Origin of the sequence: Ruegeria sp. HKCCD6119, assembly GCF_013110585.1 — a bacterium.
Taxonomy (GTDB): domain Bacteria; phylum Pseudomonadota; class Alphaproteobacteria; order Rhodobacterales; family Rhodobacteraceae; genus Ruegeria.
In genome coordinates, this window is sequence record NZ_WVQV01000003.1 from 51,476 (window position 1) to 74,083 (window position 22,608).

The window sequence follows — 22,608 nt, forward strand, 5'->3', positions numbered from 1 at the left end:
AGGCCATTGTGGCGGCATGACACAGACCGCCCGATCTCTGACTTTCAAATCGCCCGAAGAAACCGCAGTTTTCGCACGCCAACTGGGAACATCACTGCGCCCGGGCGATGTTGTTCTGCTGGAGGGCCCGATCGGCAGCGGCAAGACGCATTTCGCGCGCAACCTCATTCAGTCATTGATGGCAGAACCCGAAGATGTGCCCTCGCCAACTTTCACTTTGGTCCAGGCTTACGACACGCCATCAGGGGAAATATGGCATTGCGACCTGTATCGTCTGAGCGCGGCCGAAGAAGTTGACGAACTGGGCCTGACGGACGCTTTCGATACGGCAATCTGCCTTGTGGAATGGCCGGACAAGCTGGGCCCGTTGGCGCCCCAAGGCGCGTTGACGTTGGCCTTTGAAACAGACCCTAACAATATCGATTACCGCTGTGTGACCCTGTCTTGGACTGCTCCGAAATGGGCGGAAAAACTGGAGAGAACTGTATGACCAACAGGACGGTCCTGGCCGAGGCCCTGATTGCACAAACACCCTGGGCCGGGGCAACACGTACGCCACTGGCAGGCGATGCCTCGAACCGGCAATACGAACGGCTGATTGATCCAACCAACGGGCGCACTGCGGTTTTGATGGACGCGCCACCTGAAAAAAGTGATAATGTTGAATCCTTTGTGCGGGTCGCCGAATACCTCCGATCGGTTGGTCTGAGCGCGCCGGAAATCTACGCCGAAGATGCCCAGTACGGTTTTCTGTTGCTGGAAGATCTGGGTGATGACCTTTTTGCGCGCGTCCTGAAAAAAGACCCGGGCAAAGAGCGCGAATTGTACCGCGCCGCCACCGACGTGCTGCTCCACCTGCATCGGGCGCCTTCTCTTGCCTTGCCGTCTTATGATCCGTCCCTGATGACGGAACTGGCGGCATTGGCTTTCACCAAGTATGCGGCCGGTATCCTGGGAATATGTGATGAAGACGCCCTGTCCCGGTTCGAGCACCGGTTCGCGGATATCCTGCATCGTGAAACATCCGGCTCGAAAGTGGTCATTCTCAGGGATTATCACGCAGAAAACCTGTTGTGGCTGCCGCAGCGCGAAGGCGTGAAGCGCGTCGGGTTGCTGGACTTTCAGTTGGCCATGCTGGGGCACCCGGCCTACGATCTGGTGTCTCTGCTACAGGATGTACGCCGAGATGTCTCGGCCGGGATCGAAATGCAAATGATCAACCACTATATCTCTGCTTCAGGTATGGACGACCATGAATTCCGCACGGCCTACAGTGTTTTGGGGGCCCAGAGAAACCTGCGTATCCTTGGCGTCTTCGCACGTCTGGCGACGGAATATGGCAAGCCTCACTATGTGGACATGATCCCGGCCGTCTGGGCACATCTGATGCGCGATCTGGATCACCCTGCCCTGGTTTCGGTGGCGTCCCTGCTGCACGAAGCTTTGCCCAGACCCACACCGGAAAACCTGGCCAAGTTGAGAACGCAATGACCGGATCGCCATTTGCCGTAATGCTGTTCGCAGCCGGGTTCGGCACCCGTATGGGCGCGCTGACCAAAGACCGACCCAAGCCATTGATCGAAGTGGCGGGGCGACCACTGATTGATCATGCGCTGGGTCTTGTCGAAGATCTTGATCCCGTCCGTACCGTTGCCAACCTGCATTATCACGCTGATCAACTCGCGGCGCATCTCGGCCCCAAGGGCGTTCTGCTGTCTCGGGAAGACCCTGAAATTCTGGAAACAGGTGGCGGATTGCGGGCAGCTTTGCCGATGCTGGGCACCGACCCCGTATTCACGTTGAACACGGACGCGATCTGGTCCGGACCAAACCCTTTGACCCTGTTGCAGCACGCCTGGGACCCGGGTCGTATGGATGCGCTGCTGATGTGTGTTCCAGTTGCGCGAACCGTTGGTCATATTGGATCGGGTGATTTCACGGCCGAAAAAGATGGACGGATCACGCGTGGTCCCGGTTTGGTGTATGGTGGGGCACAGATCCTCAAGACCGATGGATTGCATTCGTTCTCGCAAACGGCGTTTTCGCTCAACCTGCTTTGGAACCAGATGCTTGATCAGGGTCGGCTTTTTGCGGTCGAATACCCCGGACGCTGGTGTGACGTAGGCCGCCCCGAAGGTATCGCTCTGGCCGAGGGTTTGCTGGCTGATGTTTGAGTCTGGTACCCTGCCCCGAGTTTTTGCCGTGCCCCCCGGTACGGATTTCCCAAAAGCGTTGGTCGATGGCCTGCGGCAGCGCTGTTCGGGCCCGCCCGAAACTTTGGCGCGGATAGAGTTGGTTCTGAACACAAGACGGATGGAACGGCGTGTCCGCGATCTGTTCAATCAGGGGCCGCCGTGCCTTCTGCCCCGTCTCTCGTTGGTGACGGACCTGGGCGAAAGGGTTGATCTGGCGCAGATTCCACCAGCCATACCACCCCTGCGGCGGCGTCTTGAATTGACTCAGCTTGTGTCGAAGCTGCTGGAACAACAGCCGGATCTTGCCGCCCGATCCTCGGTCTTTGACCTGTCCGACAGTCTGGCCGCACTGATTGACGAAATGCAGGGCGAGGGCGTGTCGCCCGAGGCGATCCGGCAGCTGGATGTCAGCGACATGTCCGGACACTGGGCACGGGCACAGGCTTTTATCGGCATCGCGGATCATTTCATCGACACCGGCGGGCAGACGATGGATGCACAGGCCCGCCAGCGCCGCGTGGTCGAAAACCTGGTCGCGCGATGGCAGATTGCCCCCCCACAACACCCGGTCATTCTGGCGGGCTCTACCGGGTCCCGTGGCACCACGCTGATGTTGATGGAAGCCATCGCGCGCCTGCCACAAGGGGCACTGGTGCTGCCCGGATTTGATTTCGACCAGCCGGATCACGTTTGGCAGGGGTTGGATGATGCGTTGACGTCTGAAGATCACCCACAATACCGTTTCCGCAAGTTGATGCGCGCGCTGGAGCTTGCACCGGGTCAGATCACCCCATGGACGGATTTATCAGCCCCCTCACCCTCGCGTAACCGCTTGATATCACTAGCTTTACGTCCGGCGCCCGTCACTGACGCCTGGATGACCGAAGGCCCCGGACTGTCCGATATAAAAGGCGCAACCGACGGCCTGACGCTGGTCGAGGCTCAATCGCCTCGCGCCGAGGCATTGGCCATCGCCCTGCGCCTGCGGCAAGCGGCGGAAACAGGACAGACCGCCGCTCTGATCACGCCGGATCGCATGTTGACCCGCCAGGTCAGCGCCGCGCTGGATCGGTGGAACATCGTGCCGGACGACAGTGCGGGCCTGCCGCTACAACTTTCCCCGCCGGGACGTTTTCTGCGCCATGTGGCCAACCTGTTCACACGCCGTCTGGAAGGCGAGGCGCTGCTGACCCTTTTGAAGCACCCGCTATGTCATGATGGCGGTGATCGCGGAATTCATTTGCTGCACACGCGTGACCTGGAACTTGACTTGCGCCGTCACGGCCCGCCCTTTCCTGACAGTGCAAGCCTTGCGGCTTTTGCGGTGCGTAAAGAGGCCCAGGAAAGCTGGGTGAAATGGGTCGTGCAGCATTTCTGCGAACAGCAGATCACCAGTGAACTACACCTCGCAGACTGGGTGGAGCGTTTGATGACACTGGCCGAGGCGATTTCGGCCGGCAGCACGGGTGAAACGGGCACTCTGTGGGACAAAAACGCAGGCCAAAAGGCGCTGGAGGTGCTGAGTTCTCTCAGTGCAGAGGCGCAGCATGGCGGCCTGATGACGGCCCATGACTTTGCCGATCTGCTGGGTGCTCTGCTTGCGGGTGAAGAGGTTCGTGACCGGGATGCGCCGCATCCGCATATCATGATCTGGGGCACGCTCGAGGCACGGGTGCAGGGCGCCGACCTGCTGATCCTTGGCGGGTTGAATGAAGGAAGTTGGCCAGAGGCGCCAACGCCCGATCCCTGGTTGAACCGGCAGATGCGTGACAAAGCCGGCTTGTTGCTGCCCGAACGCCGGATCGGCCTGTCTGCGCATGACTTCCAGCAGGCCATCGGGGCACCCGAAGTATGGTTGACCCGCGCGATCCGCTCGGATGATGCCGAGACGGTTCCGTCGCGCTGGCTGAACCGACTGACCAACCTTTTGCAGGGTTTGCCGGGTCAGGGAGGCCCCGAAGCTCTGGCCAAAATGCGCGCTCACGGCGAAAAATGGTTGAACTGGTCCGAGGCACTGGAAGATGCGCCGCCGATCGACCCCGCACCGCGTCCTTCTCCGCGCCCACCGGCCGCCGCACGTCCGCGCCGTCTGTCTGTGACCGAGATAAAGAGGCTGATCCGCGATCCATACGCGATATACGCCAAACATGTGCTTCGGCTGAAACCGCTAGATCCGCTTGTACAGGCCCCCGATGCCTTGCTGAGAGGCATTGTGATTCACGAAATCCTCGAGCATTTCATCAAGGACAGCGTCCTCGACAGCGCTTTGCTGACGCGGGACAATTTCCTGAAACGGGCGCATGCTCTGTTGGATCAACACGTCGCCTGGCCGACGGCCCGTAAACTGTGGTTGGCCCGGCTTGAGCGGATCGCGGATGATTTCCTCGGGGCAGAGCTCGCGCGCCGGAAGGATGGTGGCCCCGTGGCGTTTGAGGCGGTGATGAAACTGGCGCTGCGCCCCCTGGATTTCACCATTGTCGGGCGCGCGGACAGAATCGATTGCAACAGCCGGGGCGCGTTGCGCATCATCGACTATAAAACCGGCGCACCACCGACGGAAAGCCAGCAATCCAAATTTGACAAGCAGTTGCTGATCGAGGCGGCCATGGCCGAGCAGGGCGGGATTGAGGGCCTTGACCCGACAAGCGTGGCCGAAGCCATCTTCATCGGTATGGGTGGCAGCTATAAGGAGGTTGCGGCGCCCCTGGCGAAAGAACCGACCGACAAGGTTCTTGCCGAACTGAAAGAGTTGATTTCCGCCTATTTAGAGCCTGATCAGGGGTTTTCGTCCCGGCGCATGCTGCACAAGGATACGGATATGGGTGATTATGATCACCTGGCGCGGTTCGGCGAATGGGACCGGACATCGGAAACATACCCCGAGGATCTGACATGAGCCCGCGCAACGACGCAACCGAACGGCAGGTACAGGCCGCGCGCCCCGATGCCTCGACCTGGCTGGCGGCCAACGCCGGGTCCGGCAAAACCCGGGTTCTGACCGACCGTGTGGCGCGTCTGCTGCTGGGCGGGGTCCAGCCTCAGCACATTCTGTGCCTGACCTACACCAAGGCCGCCGCCAGCGAGATGCAGAACAGGTTGTTCAAGCGCCTTGGCGAATGGGCCATGCTGGATGATACCCCCTTGTTGGAGGAGCTGACCGACCTGGGTGTACCCGGCGAAATCGGCTCGGACCGGTTGGCGCAAGCACGCACCCTGTTTGCCCGCGCCATCGAAACGCCGGGTGGTCTGAAAATCCAGACCATCCACTCGTTCTGCGCGTCATTGTTGCGACGCTTTCCGCTGGAGGCTGGCGTTAGCCCGCAGTTCACCGAAATGGAAGATCGCGCAGCAGCCTTGCTGCAAGAGGAAATTGTCGAGGATTTAGCCGCAGGCCCGCAGGCCGGGTTGATTGAAGATGTGGCCCGGTTCGTCACGGACACGGGGTTTGATAAACTGACCGCTGCGATCACGCAAAAACGCAGTCTTTTTGCGCAGCCGCTCGAATGGTCCGATCTGCTGCAACGCTTCGGTCTGCCCGCCGGTTTTGACGAAACAGCGCTGCTTGCCCGGGTTTTTCTTGGTGGCGAAGTCGAACTCATCCAGTCCATACTGCCCGCTTTGACCGAAAGCGGAGGCAACAATGCCAAGGCCGCTGCAAAACTGGCCGCATTCAACGAAGCCAGATTGATACATCTACCCATGTTGGAAAGCGTGTTTCTGACAGGGAAGGGCGCAAAGGAACCCTTCACGGCCAAACTCAACGCTTTTCCCACCAAACCCCTGCGCGAAGGTGTGTTGGCCGACCGGATGCCGCAGCTCGAGGCCTTCATGCTGCGGATCGAAGCCGCGCGTGAACAACGTCTGGCGCTGGTCGCGGCGCAGAAAACCGCGGTTCTGCACCGCTTTGCCGCAGCCTTCCTGCCGGAATATGAACGGCGCAAGCAATTGCGCGGCTGGCTGGATTTCGACGACCTGATCCTGCGCGCGCGGCAGGTGTTGAACGATCCGGCAGTGGCCGAATGGGTGCTGTACCGACTGGACGGTGGCATCGATCATATTCTTGTGGACGAAGCGCAGGACACCAGCCCCGATCAATGGGACGTGATCGAGAAACTGGCACAGGAATTCACCAGCGGGGAAGGGGCCCGATCCGGGGTCGAGCGCACGATCTTCGTCGTCGGCGACAAGAAACAATCGATCTATTCCTTTCAGGGCGCCGATCCACAGGCCTTTGACAGAATGCAGGAAGAGTTTGGCCGGAAACTGGCTGAATCAGGCTCTAAACTGTGGGATTCGACGTTGGAATACTCGTTCCGATCCTCCAGCGCGATCCTGACCGTGGTCGATATCCTGTTTGATAACCGCTCTGATGCGGGGTTTCACAAGGACAGTCAGCACCGTGCTTTCAAGGCCGATCTGCCGGGTCGTGTTGATCTTTGGCCCGTTGTCGAAAAAGTTGCGGATGCCGAAGACGGGGATTGGACCGATCCGGTCGATCGTCCGGGCGCACGGCATCACACCGTCATTCTGGCCGAGAAAGTTGCACAGTCGATCAAAGACATGATCGAACGGGGCGAGACGATCCCGGAAGATGGCAAATCCGGCCAATTCGTTCGTCGAAAAGTGCAGCCGGGGGATTTTCTGATCCTCGTGCAACGCCGCTCGGACCTGTTTGCTGAGATCATCCGTGCCTGCAAGGCGCTGCACCTGCCCATCGCCGGAGCAGATCGACTGAAAGTGGGCGCTGAACTGGCGGTCAAGGATCTTGCGGCCCTGCTCAGCTTTCTGGCCACGCCCGAAGACAGCCTGTCTCTGGCGACGGTTCTCAAGTCCCCCTTGTTCGGATGGTCCGAACAGCAGCTTTTCGATCTGGCGCACCGTCGGAAGGAACAGTTCCTTTGGGCCGCACTGCGCAACCGCGCGGAAGAGTTTCCGGAAACACTGTCTGTGCTGAATGATCTGCGCAGCCAGATCGACTTTCTGCGCCCCTATGATCTGATCGAACGTATCCTGACCCGCCATGACGGACGGCGCAAGCTGTTGGGGCGGTTGGGGGCGGAAGCCGAAGACGGTATCAACGCGCTGTTGTCGCAGGCGCTGGCCTATGAGCGAACGGATATCCCCAGCCTAACGGGATTTCTGGTCTGGATGCAGACCGACGATCTGGAGATCAAACGACAGATGAGCGGCGTCGGCAACAGAATCCGGGTGATGACCGTTCATGGTTCAAAAGGGTTGGAGGCGCCGATCGTCATCCTGCCGGATACCGGCAAGCGCCAGCCTCCGCGTGACGCAGAGATCATGCTGGCCGGCGGAACACCCTTGTGGAAAGTGTCGGCGGACGCATCACCAAACCTGATCTCGCAGGCGCGGGAAGAGGCGCGCAGCCGTGAGGAAAACGAACGGCTTCGGCTGCTATATGTGGCTCTGACACGGGCGGAAAAGTGGCTGATCGTGGCGGCGGCAGGTGATTTGGGGAAAGACGGAAACAGCTGGTATCAGATGGTCGAGGCGGCGATGGATCGGGCCGGGGCCGCTCAGGTGCCGGGTACCGATATCCGCCGCCTCTCCCACGGGGATTGGGACGCGCTGCCCTTGATCGATCAACCGAACACTGTCGTTCAGCAGGTCGAATTGCCGGACATGTTCCAACATCCGGCACCGGATCCGGTTGCGCCTGCCGGCACGCTCAGCCCTTCGGATCTGGGCGGCCCAAAGGCGTTGCCCGGCGATGCCGGCCTGGATGAAGATGCGGCCAAACTGCGCGGAACCCGCCTGCACCTGTTGCTGGAACACCTTCCCGTCGCCGAGAAAGACCTTTGGCCAGAGCTTTGCGCGCGGTTGCTGCCCGATATGCACGAAACGGACCGGCAAGAGATATTGAGCGAAGCCGTAACTGTGCTGATAGCGGAAGGTTTGCAGCCCGTCTTCGCGCCTGACACGTTGGCCGAAGTGCCCATTACAGCCGCTCTGAACGGGCAGCGGATGCATGGGGTTGTTGACCGTCTAATCCTATCGGAATCGGAAGTGCATGTGATTGATTTCAAATCAAATGCCACCGTTCCAGACCGCGCGGAAGACTGCCCCGAAGGCCTGTTGCGACAGATGGGGGCATACGCGCAGGCGCTGGCGCAGATCTATCCGGATCGCAGCATTCGTACCGCCATTCTGTGGACCCGCACGGCGCGGCTGATGTGGTTGCCACACGATCTTGTGACAGATGCTTTGGCCCGCACCCGGATATCTTGACCTTACCCGATGCGGCACATACGTTCTTTTCCCAAGTTTACCCCATTCAGGAGACAGAATATGTCGACCGTAGCCGTAACCGACGACACCTTTGACGCCGAAGTCAAGAATTCGACCGTTCCCGTGGTCGTGGATTTCTGGGCCGAATGGTGCGGCCCCTGCAAGCAAATCGGCCCTGCGCTGGAAGAGCTGGCGGCCGAGTATGGCGACAAGGTCAAAATCGCCAAGGTCGATGTGGACAGCAACCCGAACTCTGCCGCCGCCATGGGCGTGCGTGGCATCCCCGCGCTGTTCATCTTCAAGGACGGTCAGGTCGTTTCCAACCGCGCGGGCGCGGCGCCCAAAGCCGCCCTGCAAAGCTGGATCGACGAATCCATCTGATCTGGTCCTAACAGATTATCTCGAAGGCGCCTCTGATCGGGGCGCCTTTTCTATTGAAGACATCGGAGACACCAATGGCAAAAACGCGCGTCCTTGTGGAATTCGGGATGGGCACATCCCTGCGCCGGATGGACTATACCCAGGCGTCACTGCGGGCGATCAAGGATGCGCTTTGGCACAACTCGGTCAACATGGCGGAACTGTTCGGGTTTCCGAAAGAGGCGATGATCATTGATGCCGAAATTGGGGTTCAGCAGCCGGATCAGGTGGACACCGAAGCGTTGAAAGCTGTCTTTCCCTATGGTCATCCGAATATCACTGTCTCCCAAGGCGGGCTGGACATCGCAAAGCCCCACAGTGACGGGCACACGGTCATCGCCAACGCTGCCCTGATCGTTTCCTTCGACATAGAGCCCACACAATGAGTGAAAAACGCATCATTCTGGAGATGGGAACAGGTAACGACCTGTATGGCCGGGACTATACCAAGGCAGCCCGCCGCGCGGTGCAGGACGCTTTGCACCATTCATCTATCACGTTGTTTTCAAAACTGGGGATCGACCATTCCGAAATGCGCGTCAGCGTCACGATCGGCGTGCAGGATCCTGAACAGGTGGATTGCGATCTGGTTGCCTCGGATCTGCCGCGGGGCAGGGCCGAGGTTCGCGCAGTCAAAGGTGGGCTTGACGTTGTCGACGAAGAAGCGGGAACGCGGCACGTGGTAGCAACTGCGGCGATCGAGGCTTTTCTGCCTGATTTTTCCGGAAAATACGTTCAGGGCTAAAAAAAGAAAAAGCCGCTCGGAAATCCGTGCGGCTGTCATGAATTGGCGATCTGCGGGAACATCAGAAATCGGCGATGTCTGCGCGGCTCAGGCCGATATCGTCAAGCTGGGCGTCGCTGAGTTCCGACAGGAGTTTGCGGGTTTTACGGGATTCTTTCCATTCGACAACGGTGTTGACGACATTGGTGAACGCGTCCACTACGTGCAGGATGGTAGCTGCTCCGAGCGGCGCATGAATGTTAGCTGTGGTTGCCATGTGCGCGGTCCTTAGTGAAGAAACAGCCGACCCGTTGTCGGTTGTGAGCCTCATGTAGTCCTGCATGCCCGGACTCACAATTGCTGGTCCGGTAACCCCGGAATGCGTTTTTTGCATATCTTTTAAGCAACTGAAGAACGGGTTGCGCCAACCTGCGACCCAGCCCATATATACCGCCAGCGAAAACGGAGACGATCATGGCAGACAACGACTTTCCCGGTTGGCACGGCACAACGATCATTGGCGTCAAGAAAGACGGTCAGATCGTCATAGCCGGTGATGGGCAGGTCAGCCTTGGTCAAACCGTGATCAAGGGCACGGCCCGCAAGGTGCGTCGCCTGTCTCCCGGAGGGTCCGAAGTTGTCGCCGGCTTTGCCGGGTCGACGGCCGACGCCTTCACGTTGCTGGAACGGCTGGAGGCCAAGCTCGAGGCGACACCGGGCCAACTTGCCCGTGCTTCTGTGGAATTGGCCAAAGACTGGCGCACCGACAAATACCTGCAAAAGCTCGAAGCGATGCTGATCGTCACGGACGGCAAGGACATGTTCGTGATCACCGGGGCGGGTGACGTACTGGAACCTGAACACAACGTGGCTGCCATCGGATCCGGGGGCAATTTTGCCCTGGCCGCTGCCCGCGCGATGATGGACAGTGACAAGTCGGCGGAAGAGGTCGCGCGTCAGGCAATGGCCATCGCGGCCGATATCTGTGTCTATACCAATGGCAAGCTGACGGTTGAGACGATCTCAGGCTAACAGCGCCGAGATCTCCTTGCCTTTCCAGCGGCGATGCATGCCGATCAGGCCAATGATCGCTGCGATGATGACGATGTAATAGGGCACGCGGATATCGATGCTCATCAATCCGCCCCCGATCAGCGACATGATCCCGCCCGCAAGGCAGAACACGGCAGTGGTCACACCCATGACCCAGCCCTGATCCGCTTCGCTGACGCTGGAAGAGAACAGCCCAAGCATGGTGGGGTAGGCGATTCCGAACAGGAAATAGAAGAAAAAGACCGGCACATAACTGAACACGCCGCTTGGGCTGAAGGCGAACGCGAAGCCGCAAATCACCATGACGATGAGCGATGTGCGGATTATCGCATGTTTGCTGAATTTCTCCTGCGCGGGTTTCACCAAAAACGTGCTGGAGAAGGCCAGCGCCACACCGATGACGACCATCGCCACGCTGCCGCCGATGACTCCGTATCCGAAGGCGCTGGTCAGGAAATTGTCGACAAAGACGTAGAAGGTGACATTGGCGATCATGAAGAACGAATAGACCGGCAGGATCTTCAACACCATCGGATGACCACGCACCGCCATCAGGCTGTCTGTTATGTCACGGGGACGGAAAACAAAGGGCGCGCGATCCGTTCGGGTATCCTGGAAGAAAAACAGGACCAGAAAAATTGCAATCAGCACAAGGACAAATGCGCCGTAAAAGGGCGTTCTCAGCGTGGCGAAGCCGCCCAGCAGGGCGGCGTCAGACAAGACCGCGCCGATGATCGGCCCGCCCACAAGACCAAAGCTGACGCCCGTCACGATATAGCCCATGTTCCGGTCCCGGTCTGTCGCGTCGGTACTGCCGTCGATCATCGCCGCTTGCGCAATGGGTTGGTTGCCCGCAGTGAATCCGGTGATCGAACGCCCGACGATCAGCAGAAGAAGGTTGTTGAGATAAAGCGCGGCAATGGTCAGGGCATAGCCGGCCAGAGCACCGCCCAGGCACACCAGCAAAGCGTTCTTGCGCCCGATCGAATCCGATACTTTCGAGACATAGACAACGCCCAAAAACCACGACAGGAAAAAGCACCCGATCACGAGGCCGTAATAGAAATGCCTGCGCCCCTCGGGCGTGTTTTCGGGCAGAAACCCGGATTTCGTTTCCATGATCAGCGAGTTGATGATGGGAAAGACCAGCCCCTGTCCGATCAGATCCACAAACACCACAAACAGAAGGGTAATCTTGGCAATTTTCGTCATTAAATTCGTCCCCGGCTCCAATGCCTTGGGACAAGTGTAACAGACGACGACTTTGTTACCTAACGGTGCGTCAGCAACCGGAGGAGCCGGCCGCTGACCGAAAGAATTACTTCAGCGACGCAACACCCAGCGGCACACCCGCGACCTCGCACCAGATGTACACCTCATTGTAGCCAGAAACATCCATGGTCGGCGGAACGGCATAGGATTGGCTGCCGGTCAAGTTCAACAGCGCGCCCAGCTTGGTGTCGGGCGCATAGGTCCCATCTTTCCCAAAGGCCACCCGTGGGTCAGGGCCGCCGTCCAGCGAGAAATCATCGCCCAACTCGACGATGTAACGCCCGCCGTCCTTGACCAGCTTCACCGATCCGCTGGTGATGTGGTTCGACCTGCCTTCAAACGTGCCTTTCTTTTTGGCACCTCCGGCCAAAGCAGCCCGGGTGCCAACCAAAGCAAGAGCAGCGCCCGTGGCGGCAGCTTTCGCAAAAAGCGAACGACGAGTCATCATGATAAGGTATCTCCATATGAATGTCGCGGGCGACCTGCCCGTCACGCAAGACTATGGGGCACACACCGTCCCGTGACGATTCACATCGCCGCCAATTTCCGTGTGCTACGTGTGAGTTGGCGTGAGTTTTCCGTGATCAGCTTGTGTTTTCGTGTCTTATGATTAGGTTCCGTTGCGAAACAAACGGATAGAATTAAACATGACCGACCTGACCCCGCGCGAGATTGTCTCGGAACTGGATCGCTTCATCATCGGGCAGAAGGACGCCAAGCGTGCCGTGGCCGTCGCCCTGCGCAATCGCTGGCGCCGCAAGCAATTGCCGGACGACATCCGGGAGGAAGTCTATCCCAAGAACATCCTGATGATCGGCCCCACCGGCGTCGGCAAGACCGAAATCAGCCGCCGTCTGGCCAAACTGGCCCGCGCGCCGTTTATCAAGGTCGAGGCCACCAAGTTCACCGAAGTCGGATATGTCGGCCGAGACGTGGAACAGATCGTGCGCGATCTGGCGGATGCGGCCATCCTGCAAACCCGCGAGTTCATGCGCGAAGACGTCAAGGCCAAAGCGCATCAGGCCGCCGAAGACCGCGTGATCGAAGCCATTGCTGGCGCGGATGCGCGCGAAGGCACGCGCGAGATGTTCCGCAAAAAGCTGAAAGCCGGCGAACTGGACGACACGGTGATCGAGCTGGAACTGTCCGACACCTCGAACCCGATGCCGATGTTCGACATTCCGGGGCAGCCGGGTGGTCAGATGGGCATGATGAATCTGGGCGACATCTTCGGCAAGGCCTTTGGCGGTCGGACCGTCAAGAAACGCATGACCGTCGCCGAAAGCTATGATGCGCTGATCGGGGAAGAGGCCGACAAGCTGCTGGATGATGAAACCGTCACCCGCACCGCGCTGGACTCCGTCGAGCAGAACGGCATCGTATTTCTGGATGAGATCGACAAAGTCTGTGCCCGCTCTGACGCACGCGGCGGCGATGTCAGCCGCGAAGGCGTGCAGCGCGACCTTCTGCCCTTGATCGAGGGAACCACCGTCAGCACCAAACATGGCCCGGTCAAAACCGACCATATCCTGTTCATTGCCTCGGGTGCGTTTCACATCGCCAAACCGTCAGATCTGTTGCCGGAATTGCAGGGGCGCCTGCCGATCCGCGTCGAACTGCGCGCCCTGACCGAAGAAGACTTTGTGCGCATCCTGACCGAAACCGACAATGCCCTGACCTTGCAATACACGGCGTTGATGGGCACCGAAGACGTGACCGTCAGCTTTACCGAGGACGGCATCGCGGCATTGGCGAAGATTGCGGCTGACGTGAATCAGAGCATCGAAAACATCGGCGCGCGGCGGCTCTACACCGTCATGGAGCGGGTTTTCGAAGAACTGTCCTTCGTTGCACCGGACAAAGCCGGTTCGCAGATCACCGTTGATGCACAATTCGTCAGCGACAATCTTGGTGAATTGACCAAGTCCTCTGATCTGAGCCGTTACGTTTTGTAACACGTCCAGCCGGTTTCTGCCGTTGTTTAAATCTTGCCATGCTGGACGTCGGGCAAGAATAGGATAGCGTGTGCACGAGTCACCCCGAGGTCTGGCCCGTGCTGCGATATTTCGTCATTCTGTTCATATCCCTTTCGATCGGCGCCTGTGTCGACCGGACGGTGTCCGAGGTCGTGCCCGGTGCCGTGAACATCGGAACACCTGAAACCATCTTCGCAAGCACGACCCGCGCGCGTGAGGCTGATGGATCTTATGGATTCCAACGCGGTGAAACGCTCAGGTTCCTGGAAACGACGGTTTCGATTCCACCGACGCATACTCCGGGTACGCTCCGCTTCTCCTACGCGAACCCGAATCCGCGGAAAGAATTCGTTTTGGCGGACGTGACCGAGCTGGATGGACCGCAGGGGCTGCGCAAACACCTGCGAGGACAGGATGACGTCACGATCTTTGTGCACGGCTACAATTCGACCCAGACCGAAACGATCTTCCGCGCGGCGCAGCTGACACATGACATTGGCCTCCCCGGATCGACGCTGGTGTATTCGTGGCCAAGCCGTGCAACGGGCTATGGATACGCCTATGATCTGGACAGTATGCTGTTTGCCCGCGACGGGTTGGAACAGACCATCCGCGAACTGAAAGCCATGGGTGTCAAACGCGTTGTTCTGGTCGCGCATTCCATGGGCGGTGCGTTGACGATGGAGATGATGCGGCAAACCGAACTGCAAGAACCCGGCTGGGCCAAGCGAAACATCGAAGGGGTCGTGCTGATTTCGCCTGATCTTGATCTTGATCTGTTTCGCTCGCAGATGAAACGTATCGACAACCCACCCGACCCGTTCATCGTAATGGTGTCCCAAAAGGACAAGATCCTGAACATCTCGGGCCGCTTGCGTGGCACGGATGAGGGCCAGCGGTTGGGGAACATCAGTTCGGTTGACTCGCTCGAGGAATTCCCGATCAGCGTGATCGACACGACCGCTTTCAACAGTGACGCGGCATCCTCGCATTTCGTTGCCGCGACCTCTCCGGCTTTGTTGTCGATCCTCAGCTCGTTGCGGCGTGTCAACAATACCTTCGGGCGGGAAGACCGACCGGCCATTGATATTCTGGTGCCACCCGGCGCGCGCAATCCAGACGGGGCCACTGGAATTGTTCTGACGGAAACCGGGCAGGCACAGGTCAGCTCTCCGTGACGCGGTTCAAGCTGCGCCGGTATCTTCTGGACAATGCCACCTGGCTTGGCGCAGGCGTTCTTCTGACGTTTTTATCCAGCTTCGGGCAAACATTCTTCATCTCAATCTTTGCCGGTGAAATCCGCGCGGAATTCGGCCTCGGCCATGGTGCGTGGGGTGGGCTGTACACATTGGGCACAACCCTGTCGGCCATCGTGATGATCTGGGCCGGAGGGCTGACGGACATCTTTCGCGTCCGGATGCTGGGTCCGGTGGTTCTGACCGGGTTGTCCCTGGCCGCCCTTGCCATGGCGCTGAATACCTGGCTGCTACTGTTGCCAGTGGTGATTTTTCTGCTGCGCCTGCTCGGTCAGGGGATGAGCACGCATCTGGCCGCGGTCGCCATGGCGCGGTGGTTCACGGTCACGCGGGGCAAGGCGCTTTCCATTGCATCCATCGGCTATGCCATCGGTGAGGCCTTGCTGCCCCTGATCTTTGTTGCGGCCATGGTTTACATGGACTGGCGTTGGCTGTGGGTCGTCGCGGCGGGGATGACCGCCTTGGGAATTCCCGTGTTGATGCGACTGTTGCGCGAGGAACGAACACCGCAAAGCCTTGCCAGCAAATCCTCTGCCATTGGGATGCAGGGTCGCCACTGGAGCCGTCGCGACGCGCTGTTTGACCCCTTGTTCTGGTTCATGGTGCCCGCCGTGCTTGCGCCATCGGCATTCATTACAGCGTTTTTCTTCCATCAGGTCTATTTCGCTGAGGTCAAAGGCTGGCAGCATATTCAACTGGTCGCTCTGTTCCCGATCTTTACCGGAGTATCGCTGCTGTCGATGTTTGCTGCGGGCTGGGCATTGGACAAATGGGGCACTGCGCGCATCATGCCATACTATCAACTTCCGATGGCGGTTGGGTTCGTGGTTTTGGGCATGACTGAATCAATCAGCGGCGCGACGGTTGGGTTGGTGTTTCTTGGCCTGACGGTCGGAGCAAACAGCACTTTGCCCAGCGCGTTCTGGGCAGAATTCTATGGGACCCGGCATATCGGCGCCATAAAGGCGTTGGCTGCGGCTGTCATGGTACTGGGGTCAGCCATCGGCCCTGGTTTGACCGGCGTTCTGATTGACCTTGGTTTCTCGCTGAGCATTCAGTTTTTCTGGATAGGCCTGTTTTTCGTGCTGGTATGCGCCTTGGTTTGGGTCGGTGTTTCCCGCGCCCGCCGCGACCTTTAGCGCGCGCGCCTGAGATATACGTAATACGCCCCGTCTCCGCCGTGGCTTATATGAGCCGGCGTGACCTGCAACACCGCCTGCGCCAGCGGTGGGATCGACAACCAGTGAGGAACCTGATTTCGCAGAACACCGCGCGGCGTCGGAATCGGACCGGGCTCGTCCCGATCCTTGCCTTTGCCGGTCACGACCAAAACCAGACGCTTTCCCTGTGCCTGCGCGCTCAGGATAAATCGGATCAGCGCCGGATGGGCCGAAGCGACCCGCATACCGTGCAGATCCAGCTTGCCTTCGGGTTTCAGCTTGCCGCGCTTCATCCGGCCAAAGGCCTTGTTGTCCATCTGAACCGGTGCATTGCGCAGCGCATCCGTAACCGAAGGTTTCAGATCATTCGGTTTCGGATTCGACTGAAAGGTCTGTCCAAGTTCGAATGCCTGAAAACGCGGTTTCGGGGTTTTCTTGGGCTTGGGTTTCGGCAAAGAGGTCGGATGGACCGTCTGCGGGATTTCCGGGTGCAGCCTCTCGGCCTGTTTGGCGACCTTGCGCCACAGCTCGATCTCTTCGTTTGTCAGTTTGCGCCGGGTCATCAGAATTCATCCGGCAGCAGGGCATAGGCACGCTGGATGGGCAGCAACAGCACCATCCGGCCCGGATCCTTCAGCTTGCCCGCGGCCTGACCGGCTTCGTCCCCCGTTCCGAAAAAGATATCAGCCCGTTGCGCGCCTTTGATGGCCGCACCTGTATCCTGCGCGATCATCAGGCGGCGGATCGATTCCTTGCCGTCCTTTTCCACCCAAACCGGCGCACCCAGCGGGGTATAGGCCGGATCGACCGCGATGCTGCGCATGGTCGTTATGGATCGGTTCATGGCACCCAGCGGTCCAAGCTCGGGCGCGACACGCGAAACTTCGCGGAAAAACACGTATGATGGGTTGTGGAGAAGCAATTCCGCACCGGCCTCGGGGTTCTTGCGCACCCAGGCGCGGATCATCTGCGCGCTGACCTCATGCGCGCCAAGAATACCGCGCCGCACCAGTTCCACGCCAATTGACCTGTAGGGATGCCCGTTCGCACCACCATACCCGACGCGCAAAGCCCCCCCATCCGGCAATCGAACACGACCCGAACCCTGGATTTGCAAGAAAAACAACTCTACGGGGTCATCGACCCAGGCAATCTCAAGCCCGCGGCCCTGCATGACATCACTGGTCAGGATTTCTCGCCGGCTCAGCCAGGCCCCCTCAGCGCGGGCCTCGGGCGGCATTTTGTAGATGGGGTACCTGAAACGATCCGTCCGGGTACGCGCACCATCAAGTTCGGGTTCGAAATACCCCGTGAACAGGGCATCCTCACCATCCTCGACCAGAACAGGGCGAAAAAAGAGCTCAAAGAACGACCGTGCCGCTTCGGCATCGTAGGTTCTTGCCACACCGCACAGGGCCCGCCAATCGGGATCTTTCAGATCACCGCAGGTGTTCAGAAAAACCGAAAGGGCTGCACCGTGGTCATCCTCGGCCCAGCCATGCAGATCATCGAACGACAGAATGGATCGCGTTGCCTCGGCTCCGGCAGCGCTGGCAGCGGTCATTGCACCCACCAGTAAAAGCGACCGGAGCGTGGCAATCATGCGTCCGTGGCAACAAGCAGCCAGTTCGGATCGTCCTTGCCCATCACACGGGCAAAGGTCCAGCTGTCCTTTTGGCGTTTCACGGTATTGGGGCTGCCTTCGACGATATCGCCACCGCGATCCCGCACGACCGATGTCAGTTCACCCACGAATTTCATGGTGATTTCGGCCTGATTGGTATCCTTGTCGAACTTCACATCCGTCAGGGTCGTCTCTCGGACACCGATAAACTCGGCCTCGATCGTCAGGCCCTGATCTTCTCGTGCGGCGACGCCCGCAACGAAGGATTCAAAAACTTCTTCCGACAGGAACGGTTGGATCTCGTCCAGGTTTCCCTTTTCATACCCCATCAGGATCATTTCATAGGCACCGCGCGCACCCTGAACAAACTCGGTGACGGAAAAACTGGGTTCAACCCGTTTCATCGCCGCCAGCGTCTGTGCCAGCTCGCTGTCTTCCGGGACATGGTCTGTGATGTCATGATCCGGGCCGCCTTCGATCACTTCGAAATCGCGGCGCGACTTATGCGCTTCGGGCTGCTGCTGCACAGGCGGTTTTTCAAAACCTTCACGCGTGCCCAACACGCTCTTGAGGCGCAGGATCAGGAAAACGGCAATTCCGGCCAGGACCAGCAACTGGATCATGGGTTCGTTCATTTCATCCTCTTTTCAGAACCGCGGCTTTGTATACGCGGCCTCATGCCACTATGTAGGTGACCGTAGGTGGCAAGTCCACAGCCCGGCCTAAGGGAAAGGATAACGCAAATGTATCTGTTCTTGGCATTTTTGTTGGTGCCCATCATCGAGATTGCGCTGTTTATTCAGGTTGGCGGGTTGATCGGCTTGTGGCCAACCCTTGCCATCGTAGTACTGACGGCGGTTTTGGGCACTGTTTTGGTGCGGACACAAGGTCGCATGGCGTTGGGAAACCTGCAACGGTCGTTTGCCGAACTGGACGACCCGACCGAGCCGCTGGCGCATGGTGCGATGATCCTGTTGTCGGGTGCTTTGTTGCTTACACCGGGATTTTTCACTGATGCCATTGGATTTGCGTTGCTTGTTCCGGGCGTACGGGTTGCGGTTTTCAGATACCTCAGATCGAAAGTCACCGTTACCCAGTTTCAGATGGGTCAGGGCCCCGGTTTTCGGTCACGGGAAAATCCGTTCGATCAGGGTGACATCATAGACGGCGACTTTACCGAGGTCCGCCCGAAAAATGATCCGTCAAAGCCGTCTAAATGGGTGGAAGGCCCCCACCGGCATTGAGGTGCCGCGCCCAACTTGATAAGCAGTGGCGAATTTCATTTTTGGAGTAGATCCATGGCCGAAGAAAAAGCTGCAGAAAACACTGCGGCCAAAGCCGCCCCGCAAGTTCAGATGCGTGTTCTGGGGCAGTTCATCCGCGACATGTCCTTTGAAAACGTGATGGCCCAGAAGGGTGTTTCCGGTGACGTACAGCCCGAAATCGCGGTTCAGGTGAATCTGGACGCCAAGAAACGCCCGACAGACCACCAGTTCGAAGTGTCGATCAAGCTGAACCTGACATCCAAAGCCAAAGGTTTGGAAGACGTTCTGTTCCTGTGTGAGCTGGACTATTGCGGCCTGTTCCATGTGGAAGGTGTGCCGGAAGACCAGCTGCACCCGTTCCTGATGATCGAATGCCCGCGGATGCTGTTCCCGTTCCTGCGCCGCATCGTCAGCGACATCACCCGTGACGGCGGTTTCCCACCGGTGAATCTGGACAATATCGATTTCGTCGCCCTGTATCGCAACGAATTGATGCGTCGTCAGGCCGAACAGTCCCAAAAGACAGACGCCTGAGGTTTTGGCCCGTACCTGACGGGATCAGGTGCGGGTCCACAGGGCATTGTCGCCAAGTTTTTCGATGAACGCGTCATGTGCCGCGCGTTCATCCTCGGTAATACGAGACGGCAGCGGCGTGGCTCGTGGTGCCGGTCGCCAATCATCGCCGCCGCCTGCCACGGATGATGCAGATGTTGACAGTCCAAAATCGGGCTGTCGTCCTCCGATCAGCTCAAGATAAACTTCGGCCAGGATTTCAGAGTCGAGCAACGCGCCGTGCAGTACACGGTTCGAGTTGTCGATATTGAAGCGACGGCAAAGCGCATCCAGCGAGGCCGGAGAGCCGGGAAACCGTTTGCGCGCAATTGCCAGCGTATCCAGCGCCTGTTCCATCGGGATGAGCGGGGCACCCACCCATTTCAGTTCGGCATTCAGGAACTTCATGTCGAAAGATGCATTGTGGATCACCAGCCGCGCATCGCCGACGAATTCGCGAAAAGCGTGACCGATCTTGGCAAAAACCGGTTTGTCTTTCAGCGTCACTTCACCCTTTTCGGGCGGGCGTGGGTTTTCCAACAGGTCCGGGCCGATGCCATGCACGCCAAATGCCTCTTCCGGCATCGAACGTTCGGGGTTGATGTAGACGTGATACGTCTCACCCGTTGCGACGTGGTTCCACAGTTCAACGGCGCCGATTTCCACGATCCGATCACCGCTTTCGGGATCGAAACCCGTGGTTTCGGTGTCGAGTACAATTTCACGCATCTGCCATCCCCGCCCGTATCTGCCTGACCACATCCTGCACCTGCGCGCGGGCGTGGTCCAGCGTGTCGGTCACGATGACGTAATCCGACCGCGCGCATTTTTCTTCATTCGGCATCTGCTTGGCGCGGATTTGCTCGAACTGCGCCTCGGTCATTGTGCCCCGTTCCATGACACGCCGTTTTTGCTCGTCGGCCGGGATCGAAACACAAGCCACCGCGTCCATCGCCGCGTCACCGCCCGTTTCAAACAAAAGCGGAATGTCGAACACCAAGATGTCGTTTGTCGCGGCTTCACGAAATGCTGCGCGGTCAGCAGCGACCAGAGGGTGGACGATGGCTTCGATGGCCTTCAGCGCAGCAGGATCGGCGGCAATTATCTGTTTCAGAGCCTCCCGGTTGACCGCACCGTCCTGAATGGCCGACGGAAACAATCGTTCCATGGGGCCAACGGCCGCGCCCCCCCTGGAATACAGGCGATGCACCGCCGCATCCGCATCCCACAAGGCACAACCTTCTTCGACGAACATCTGCGCCGTTGTGCTTTTCCCCATGCCAATGGAACCGGTCAGGCCAAGCGCGAAACTCATGCCAAGGCCGCCGCACGCGCATCAGCATCAACTTCGGGGCGCACGCCGAACCAGCGTTCGAAACCGGGCACTGCCTGATGCAGCAACATGCCCAGCCCATCGACTGCGGTGCATCCTGCCTGTTCAGCGGTTTGCAACAGGCGGGTTTTCAATGGCGCATAAACCAGATCCGTCACCACGGCACCGGGCTGCAACCCATCAAGCGGAACCCGCAATTCCGGTTGGCCCTGCATGCCCAACGAGGTGGTGTTCACCACGAGTTCTGCGTTTTCGATGACATTTCCGGCCTGAACCCAATCCACCACGCGGATACGTTGACCGAATTCCTCTTTCAGATGATCCGCACGGGCGCGGGTTCGGTTGGTCAGCAGGATTTCCGGAACACCCGCGTCAGATAATGCCTGCAACACGGCGCGCGCGGCCCCTCCGGCCCCGAAGACAACAGCCGGTCCGTCCTTTGCATTCCAGTCCGGAGCACCAGTGCGAAGATTCTCCATGAACCCGTACCCGTCAGTGTTATCCGCGTGGATCGAGCCATCTTCACGAAACACCAGAGTGTTCGCCGCACCTATCACTGTTGCGCGGTCAGACGCATGATCCGCGATCTTCAAGGCGGCTTCCTTGTGGGGAACGGTCACATTGGCGCCGACAAAACCCGCCCTGGGCAGGGTGCGCAGCACAGTTTCCAGGTCGGCGGGTGCCACATCCATCGGGATGTAATGACCGGCAAGACCGTATGTCTTAAGCCAATGACCATGCAGTTTGGGGGATCGTGAGTGACCAATGGGATGTCCAATCACACCGGCCAAAGGAACCCGATAGTCCGTCATTGATCGATTACCCCTTTGACAGCCAGAAAGTTGAGCAGCTCCAACAGGGGCATACCCAAAACGTTAAAATAGTCGCCGTCAATGGTGGCGAACAGGCGGACACCTTCTTCCTCCAGCTTGTAAGCTCCGACGGCGTGGCGGATACTGTCCCAGTTTCGCGCGACGTAATCTTTCAGATAGGCGTCGGAACTGGCCCGCATCCGCAATCGTACCTGCCCCACATGCCGCCAGACCGGCTGAGCATTCTGATAGATCACCGCTGCGGACAAAAGCATGTGACGCTTGCCTCGCATGGCTTTCAGCTGGGCCAACGCCTGTTCGGGGGTTTCCGGCTTTGACATCAGTTGACCGTCAAAATCCAGAACCTGATCACATCCCAGAACCATGGCACCGGGATTTTTGTCACTGACCTTCCGCGCCTTCATTTCTGCGAGTGTATCGGCAATGTCCCGTGGTGATGCGTTTTCAGCCAGCAGGGCGCGTTTGGCCGTCTCTTCATCCACGCGCGCGGTTTGAACCACAAACGGTACGCCTGCATTTTCAAGCAGCTGCGCGCGAATGGCGGACCCGGAAGCAAGAAGAATGGGGACAGACATGTGGAAAACCCCGTGCGCAAATCATTGAGAGTTCAGGGGTGCTTTGTATGGTTTTCCGGTTGACACGCAACCCCGGGGATTTCACGCCAGAGATCCCAGAGTCGCTCAAATCTCATCCCGT

General features: G+C 58.8%; 24 protein-coding genes. 14 read left to right on the plus strand and 10 right to left on the minus strand.

Annotated features, from left to right (window positions below):
* Positions 1–16 precede the first annotated feature (16 nt).
* From tsaE to GS611_RS10245, 8 genes are all read left to right on the plus strand, one after another.
* Positions 17–490: a tRNA (adenosine(37)-N6)-threonylcarbamoyltransferase complex ATPase subunit type 1 TsaE gene (gene tsaE / locus GS611_RS10210; protein ID WP_171635319.1), complete on the plus strand. Its 474-nt coding sequence runs from the start codon at positions 17–19 to the stop codon at positions 488–490.
* Positions 487–1,491 (plus strand): aminoglycoside phosphotransferase family protein, encoded by a 1,005-nt coding sequence (locus GS611_RS10215; protein ID WP_171635321.1) that lies wholly within the window; start codon positions 487–489, stop codon positions 1,489–1,491. Before tsaE ends, GS611_RS10215 begins: the two co-directional genes overlap by 4 nt.
* Positions 1,488–2,174 (plus strand): nucleotidyltransferase family protein, encoded by a 687-nt coding sequence (locus GS611_RS10220; RefSeq protein WP_171635323.1) that lies wholly within the window; start codon positions 1,488–1,490, stop codon positions 2,172–2,174. The genes GS611_RS10215 and GS611_RS10220 overlap by 4 nt, the downstream gene beginning before the upstream one ends.
* A complete protein-coding gene (gene addB / locus GS611_RS10225; protein ID WP_171635326.1) occupies positions 2,167–5,091 on the plus strand; it encodes a double-strand break repair protein AddB in 2,925 nt (974 codons plus the stop codon). Before GS611_RS10220 ends, addB begins: the two co-directional genes overlap by 8 nt.
* Entirely contained in the window at positions 5,088–8,444 is a 3,357-nt protein-coding gene (gene addA / locus GS611_RS10230) for a double-strand break repair helicase AddA (protein ID WP_171635328.1), read from the plus strand. The genes addB and addA overlap by 4 nt, the downstream gene beginning before the upstream one ends.
* Before the next feature lie 9 nt (positions 8,445–8,453).
* A complete protein-coding gene (trxA, locus tag GS611_RS10235; RefSeq protein WP_371732244.1) occupies positions 8,454–8,825 on the plus strand; it encodes a thioredoxin in 372 nt (123 codons plus the stop codon).
* A gap of 74 nt (positions 8,826–8,899) precedes the next feature.
* Positions 8,900–9,250: a Lin0512 family protein gene (locus GS611_RS10240; protein WP_171635330.1), complete on the plus strand. Its 351-nt coding sequence runs from the start codon at positions 8,900–8,902 to the stop codon at positions 9,248–9,250.
* A complete protein-coding gene (locus tag GS611_RS10245; RefSeq protein WP_171635333.1) occupies positions 9,247–9,609 on the plus strand; it encodes a Lin0512 family protein in 363 nt (120 codons plus the stop codon). Before GS611_RS10240 ends, GS611_RS10245 begins: the two co-directional genes overlap by 4 nt.
* A gap of 61 nt (positions 9,610–9,670) precedes the next feature.
* Here GS611_RS10245 and GS611_RS10250 read toward each other — a convergent pair whose 3' ends face one another.
* Positions 9,671–9,865, minus strand: a complete 195-nt coding sequence (locus tag GS611_RS10250; RefSeq protein ID WP_171635335.1) for a DUF1127 domain-containing protein — start codon at positions 9,863–9,865, stop codon at positions 9,671–9,673.
* A 197-nt stretch (positions 9,866–10,062) separates the two neighbouring features.
* On the opposite strand from GS611_RS10250, the gene hslV reads away from it, so the two are divergent.
* A complete protein-coding gene (gene hslV / locus GS611_RS10255; RefSeq protein WP_171635337.1) occupies positions 10,063–10,620 on the plus strand; it encodes an ATP-dependent protease subunit HslV in 558 nt (185 codons plus the stop codon).
* Here hslV and GS611_RS10260 read toward each other — a convergent pair.
* Both GS611_RS10260 and GS611_RS10265 read right to left on the minus strand, forming a co-directional pair.
* Positions 10,612–11,853, minus strand: coding sequence for an MFS transporter (locus GS611_RS10260; RefSeq protein ID WP_171635340.1), 1,242 nt, complete (start codon positions 11,851–11,853; stop codon positions 10,612–10,614). The genes hslV and GS611_RS10260 overlap by 9 nt on opposite strands.
* A gap of 106 nt (positions 11,854–11,959) precedes the next feature.
* Entirely contained in the window at positions 11,960–12,361 is a 402-nt protein-coding gene (locus GS611_RS10265) for a DM13 domain-containing protein (RefSeq protein WP_171635342.1), read from the minus strand.
* Positions 12,362–12,560: 199 nt separating this feature from the next.
* Here GS611_RS10265 and hslU point away from each other — a divergent pair, with 199 nt between their 5' ends.
* The 3 genes from hslU to GS611_RS10280 all read left to right on the plus strand — a co-directional run bounded on the left by hslU (position 12,561) and on the right by GS611_RS10280 (position 16,284).
* A complete protein-coding gene (gene hslU, locus GS611_RS10270) occupies positions 12,561–13,868 on the plus strand; it encodes an ATP-dependent protease ATPase subunit HslU (protein WP_171635345.1) in 1,308 nt (435 codons plus the stop codon).
* A 98-nt stretch (positions 13,869–13,966) separates the two neighbouring features.
* Positions 13,967–15,067 (plus strand): alpha/beta fold hydrolase, encoded by a 1,101-nt coding sequence (locus GS611_RS10275; protein WP_171635347.1) that lies wholly within the window; start codon positions 13,967–13,969, stop codon positions 15,065–15,067.
* Positions 15,064–16,284 (plus strand): MFS transporter, encoded by a 1,221-nt coding sequence (locus tag GS611_RS10280; RefSeq protein WP_171635349.1) that lies wholly within the window; start codon positions 15,064–15,066, stop codon positions 16,282–16,284. Before GS611_RS10275 ends, GS611_RS10280 begins: the two co-directional genes overlap by 4 nt.
* Here GS611_RS10280 and GS611_RS10285 read toward each other — a convergent pair.
* The 3 genes from GS611_RS10285 to GS611_RS10295 are packed head-to-tail and all read right to left on the minus strand — an operon-like array spanning position 16,281 to position 18,564.
* The gene (locus GS611_RS10285; protein ID WP_171635352.1) at positions 16,281–16,868 is read right to left on the minus strand and encodes a Smr/MutS family protein; all 588 of its coding nucleotides are present in this window, start codon (positions 16,866–16,868) and stop codon (positions 16,281–16,283) included. The two genes, GS611_RS10280 and GS611_RS10285, sit on opposite strands and share 4 nt — an antisense overlap.
* Positions 16,868–17,908, minus strand: coding sequence for a murein transglycosylase A (locus tag GS611_RS10290; RefSeq protein WP_170345863.1), 1,041 nt, complete (start codon positions 17,906–17,908; stop codon positions 16,868–16,870). Before GS611_RS10290 ends, GS611_RS10285 begins: the two co-directional genes overlap by 1 nt.
* Entirely contained in the window at positions 17,905–18,564 is a 660-nt protein-coding gene (locus tag GS611_RS10295; protein ID WP_170345861.1) for a Tim44/TimA family putative adaptor protein, read from the minus strand. The genes GS611_RS10290 and GS611_RS10295 overlap by 4 nt, the downstream gene beginning before the upstream one ends.
* A 108-nt stretch (positions 18,565–18,672) precedes the next feature.
* Here GS611_RS10295 and GS611_RS10300 point away from each other — a divergent pair, with 108 nt between their 5' ends.
* Positions 18,673–19,173, plus strand: a complete 501-nt coding sequence (locus GS611_RS10300; protein ID WP_170345859.1) for an FxsA family protein — start codon at positions 18,673–18,675, stop codon at positions 19,171–19,173.
* A 54-nt stretch (positions 19,174–19,227) separates the two neighbouring features.
* A complete protein-coding gene (secB, locus tag GS611_RS10305) occupies positions 19,228–19,728 on the plus strand; it encodes a protein-export chaperone SecB (RefSeq protein ID WP_171230153.1) in 501 nt (166 codons plus the stop codon).
* 24 nt (positions 19,729–19,752) lie between these two features.
* Here secB and dnaQ read toward each other — a convergent pair whose 3' ends face one another.
* Genes dnaQ through GS611_RS10325 form a run of 4 tightly spaced genes read right to left on the minus strand, consistent with a single transcriptional unit; the run spans position 19,753 to position 22,487 of the window.
* On the minus strand, positions 19,753–20,475 hold the full coding sequence (gene dnaQ / locus GS611_RS10310) for a DNA polymerase III subunit epsilon (RefSeq protein WP_171635354.1): 723 nt from the start codon (positions 20,473–20,475) through the stop codon (positions 19,753–19,755).
* On the minus strand, positions 20,468–21,061 hold the full coding sequence (gene coaE, locus GS611_RS10315; RefSeq protein WP_171635357.1) for a dephospho-CoA kinase: 594 nt from the start codon (positions 21,059–21,061) through the stop codon (positions 20,468–20,470). The genes dnaQ and coaE overlap by 8 nt, the downstream gene beginning before the upstream one ends.
* Entirely contained in the window at positions 21,058–21,891 is an 834-nt protein-coding gene (locus GS611_RS10320) for a shikimate dehydrogenase (protein WP_171635358.1), read from the minus strand. Before GS611_RS10320 ends, coaE begins: the two co-directional genes overlap by 4 nt.
* On the minus strand, positions 21,888–22,487 hold the full coding sequence (locus tag GS611_RS10325; RefSeq protein ID WP_152459616.1) for a nucleoside triphosphate pyrophosphatase: 600 nt from the start codon (positions 22,485–22,487) through the stop codon (positions 21,888–21,890). The genes GS611_RS10320 and GS611_RS10325 overlap by 4 nt, the downstream gene beginning before the upstream one ends.
* Between the last annotated feature and the right edge of the window lie 121 nt (positions 22,488–22,608).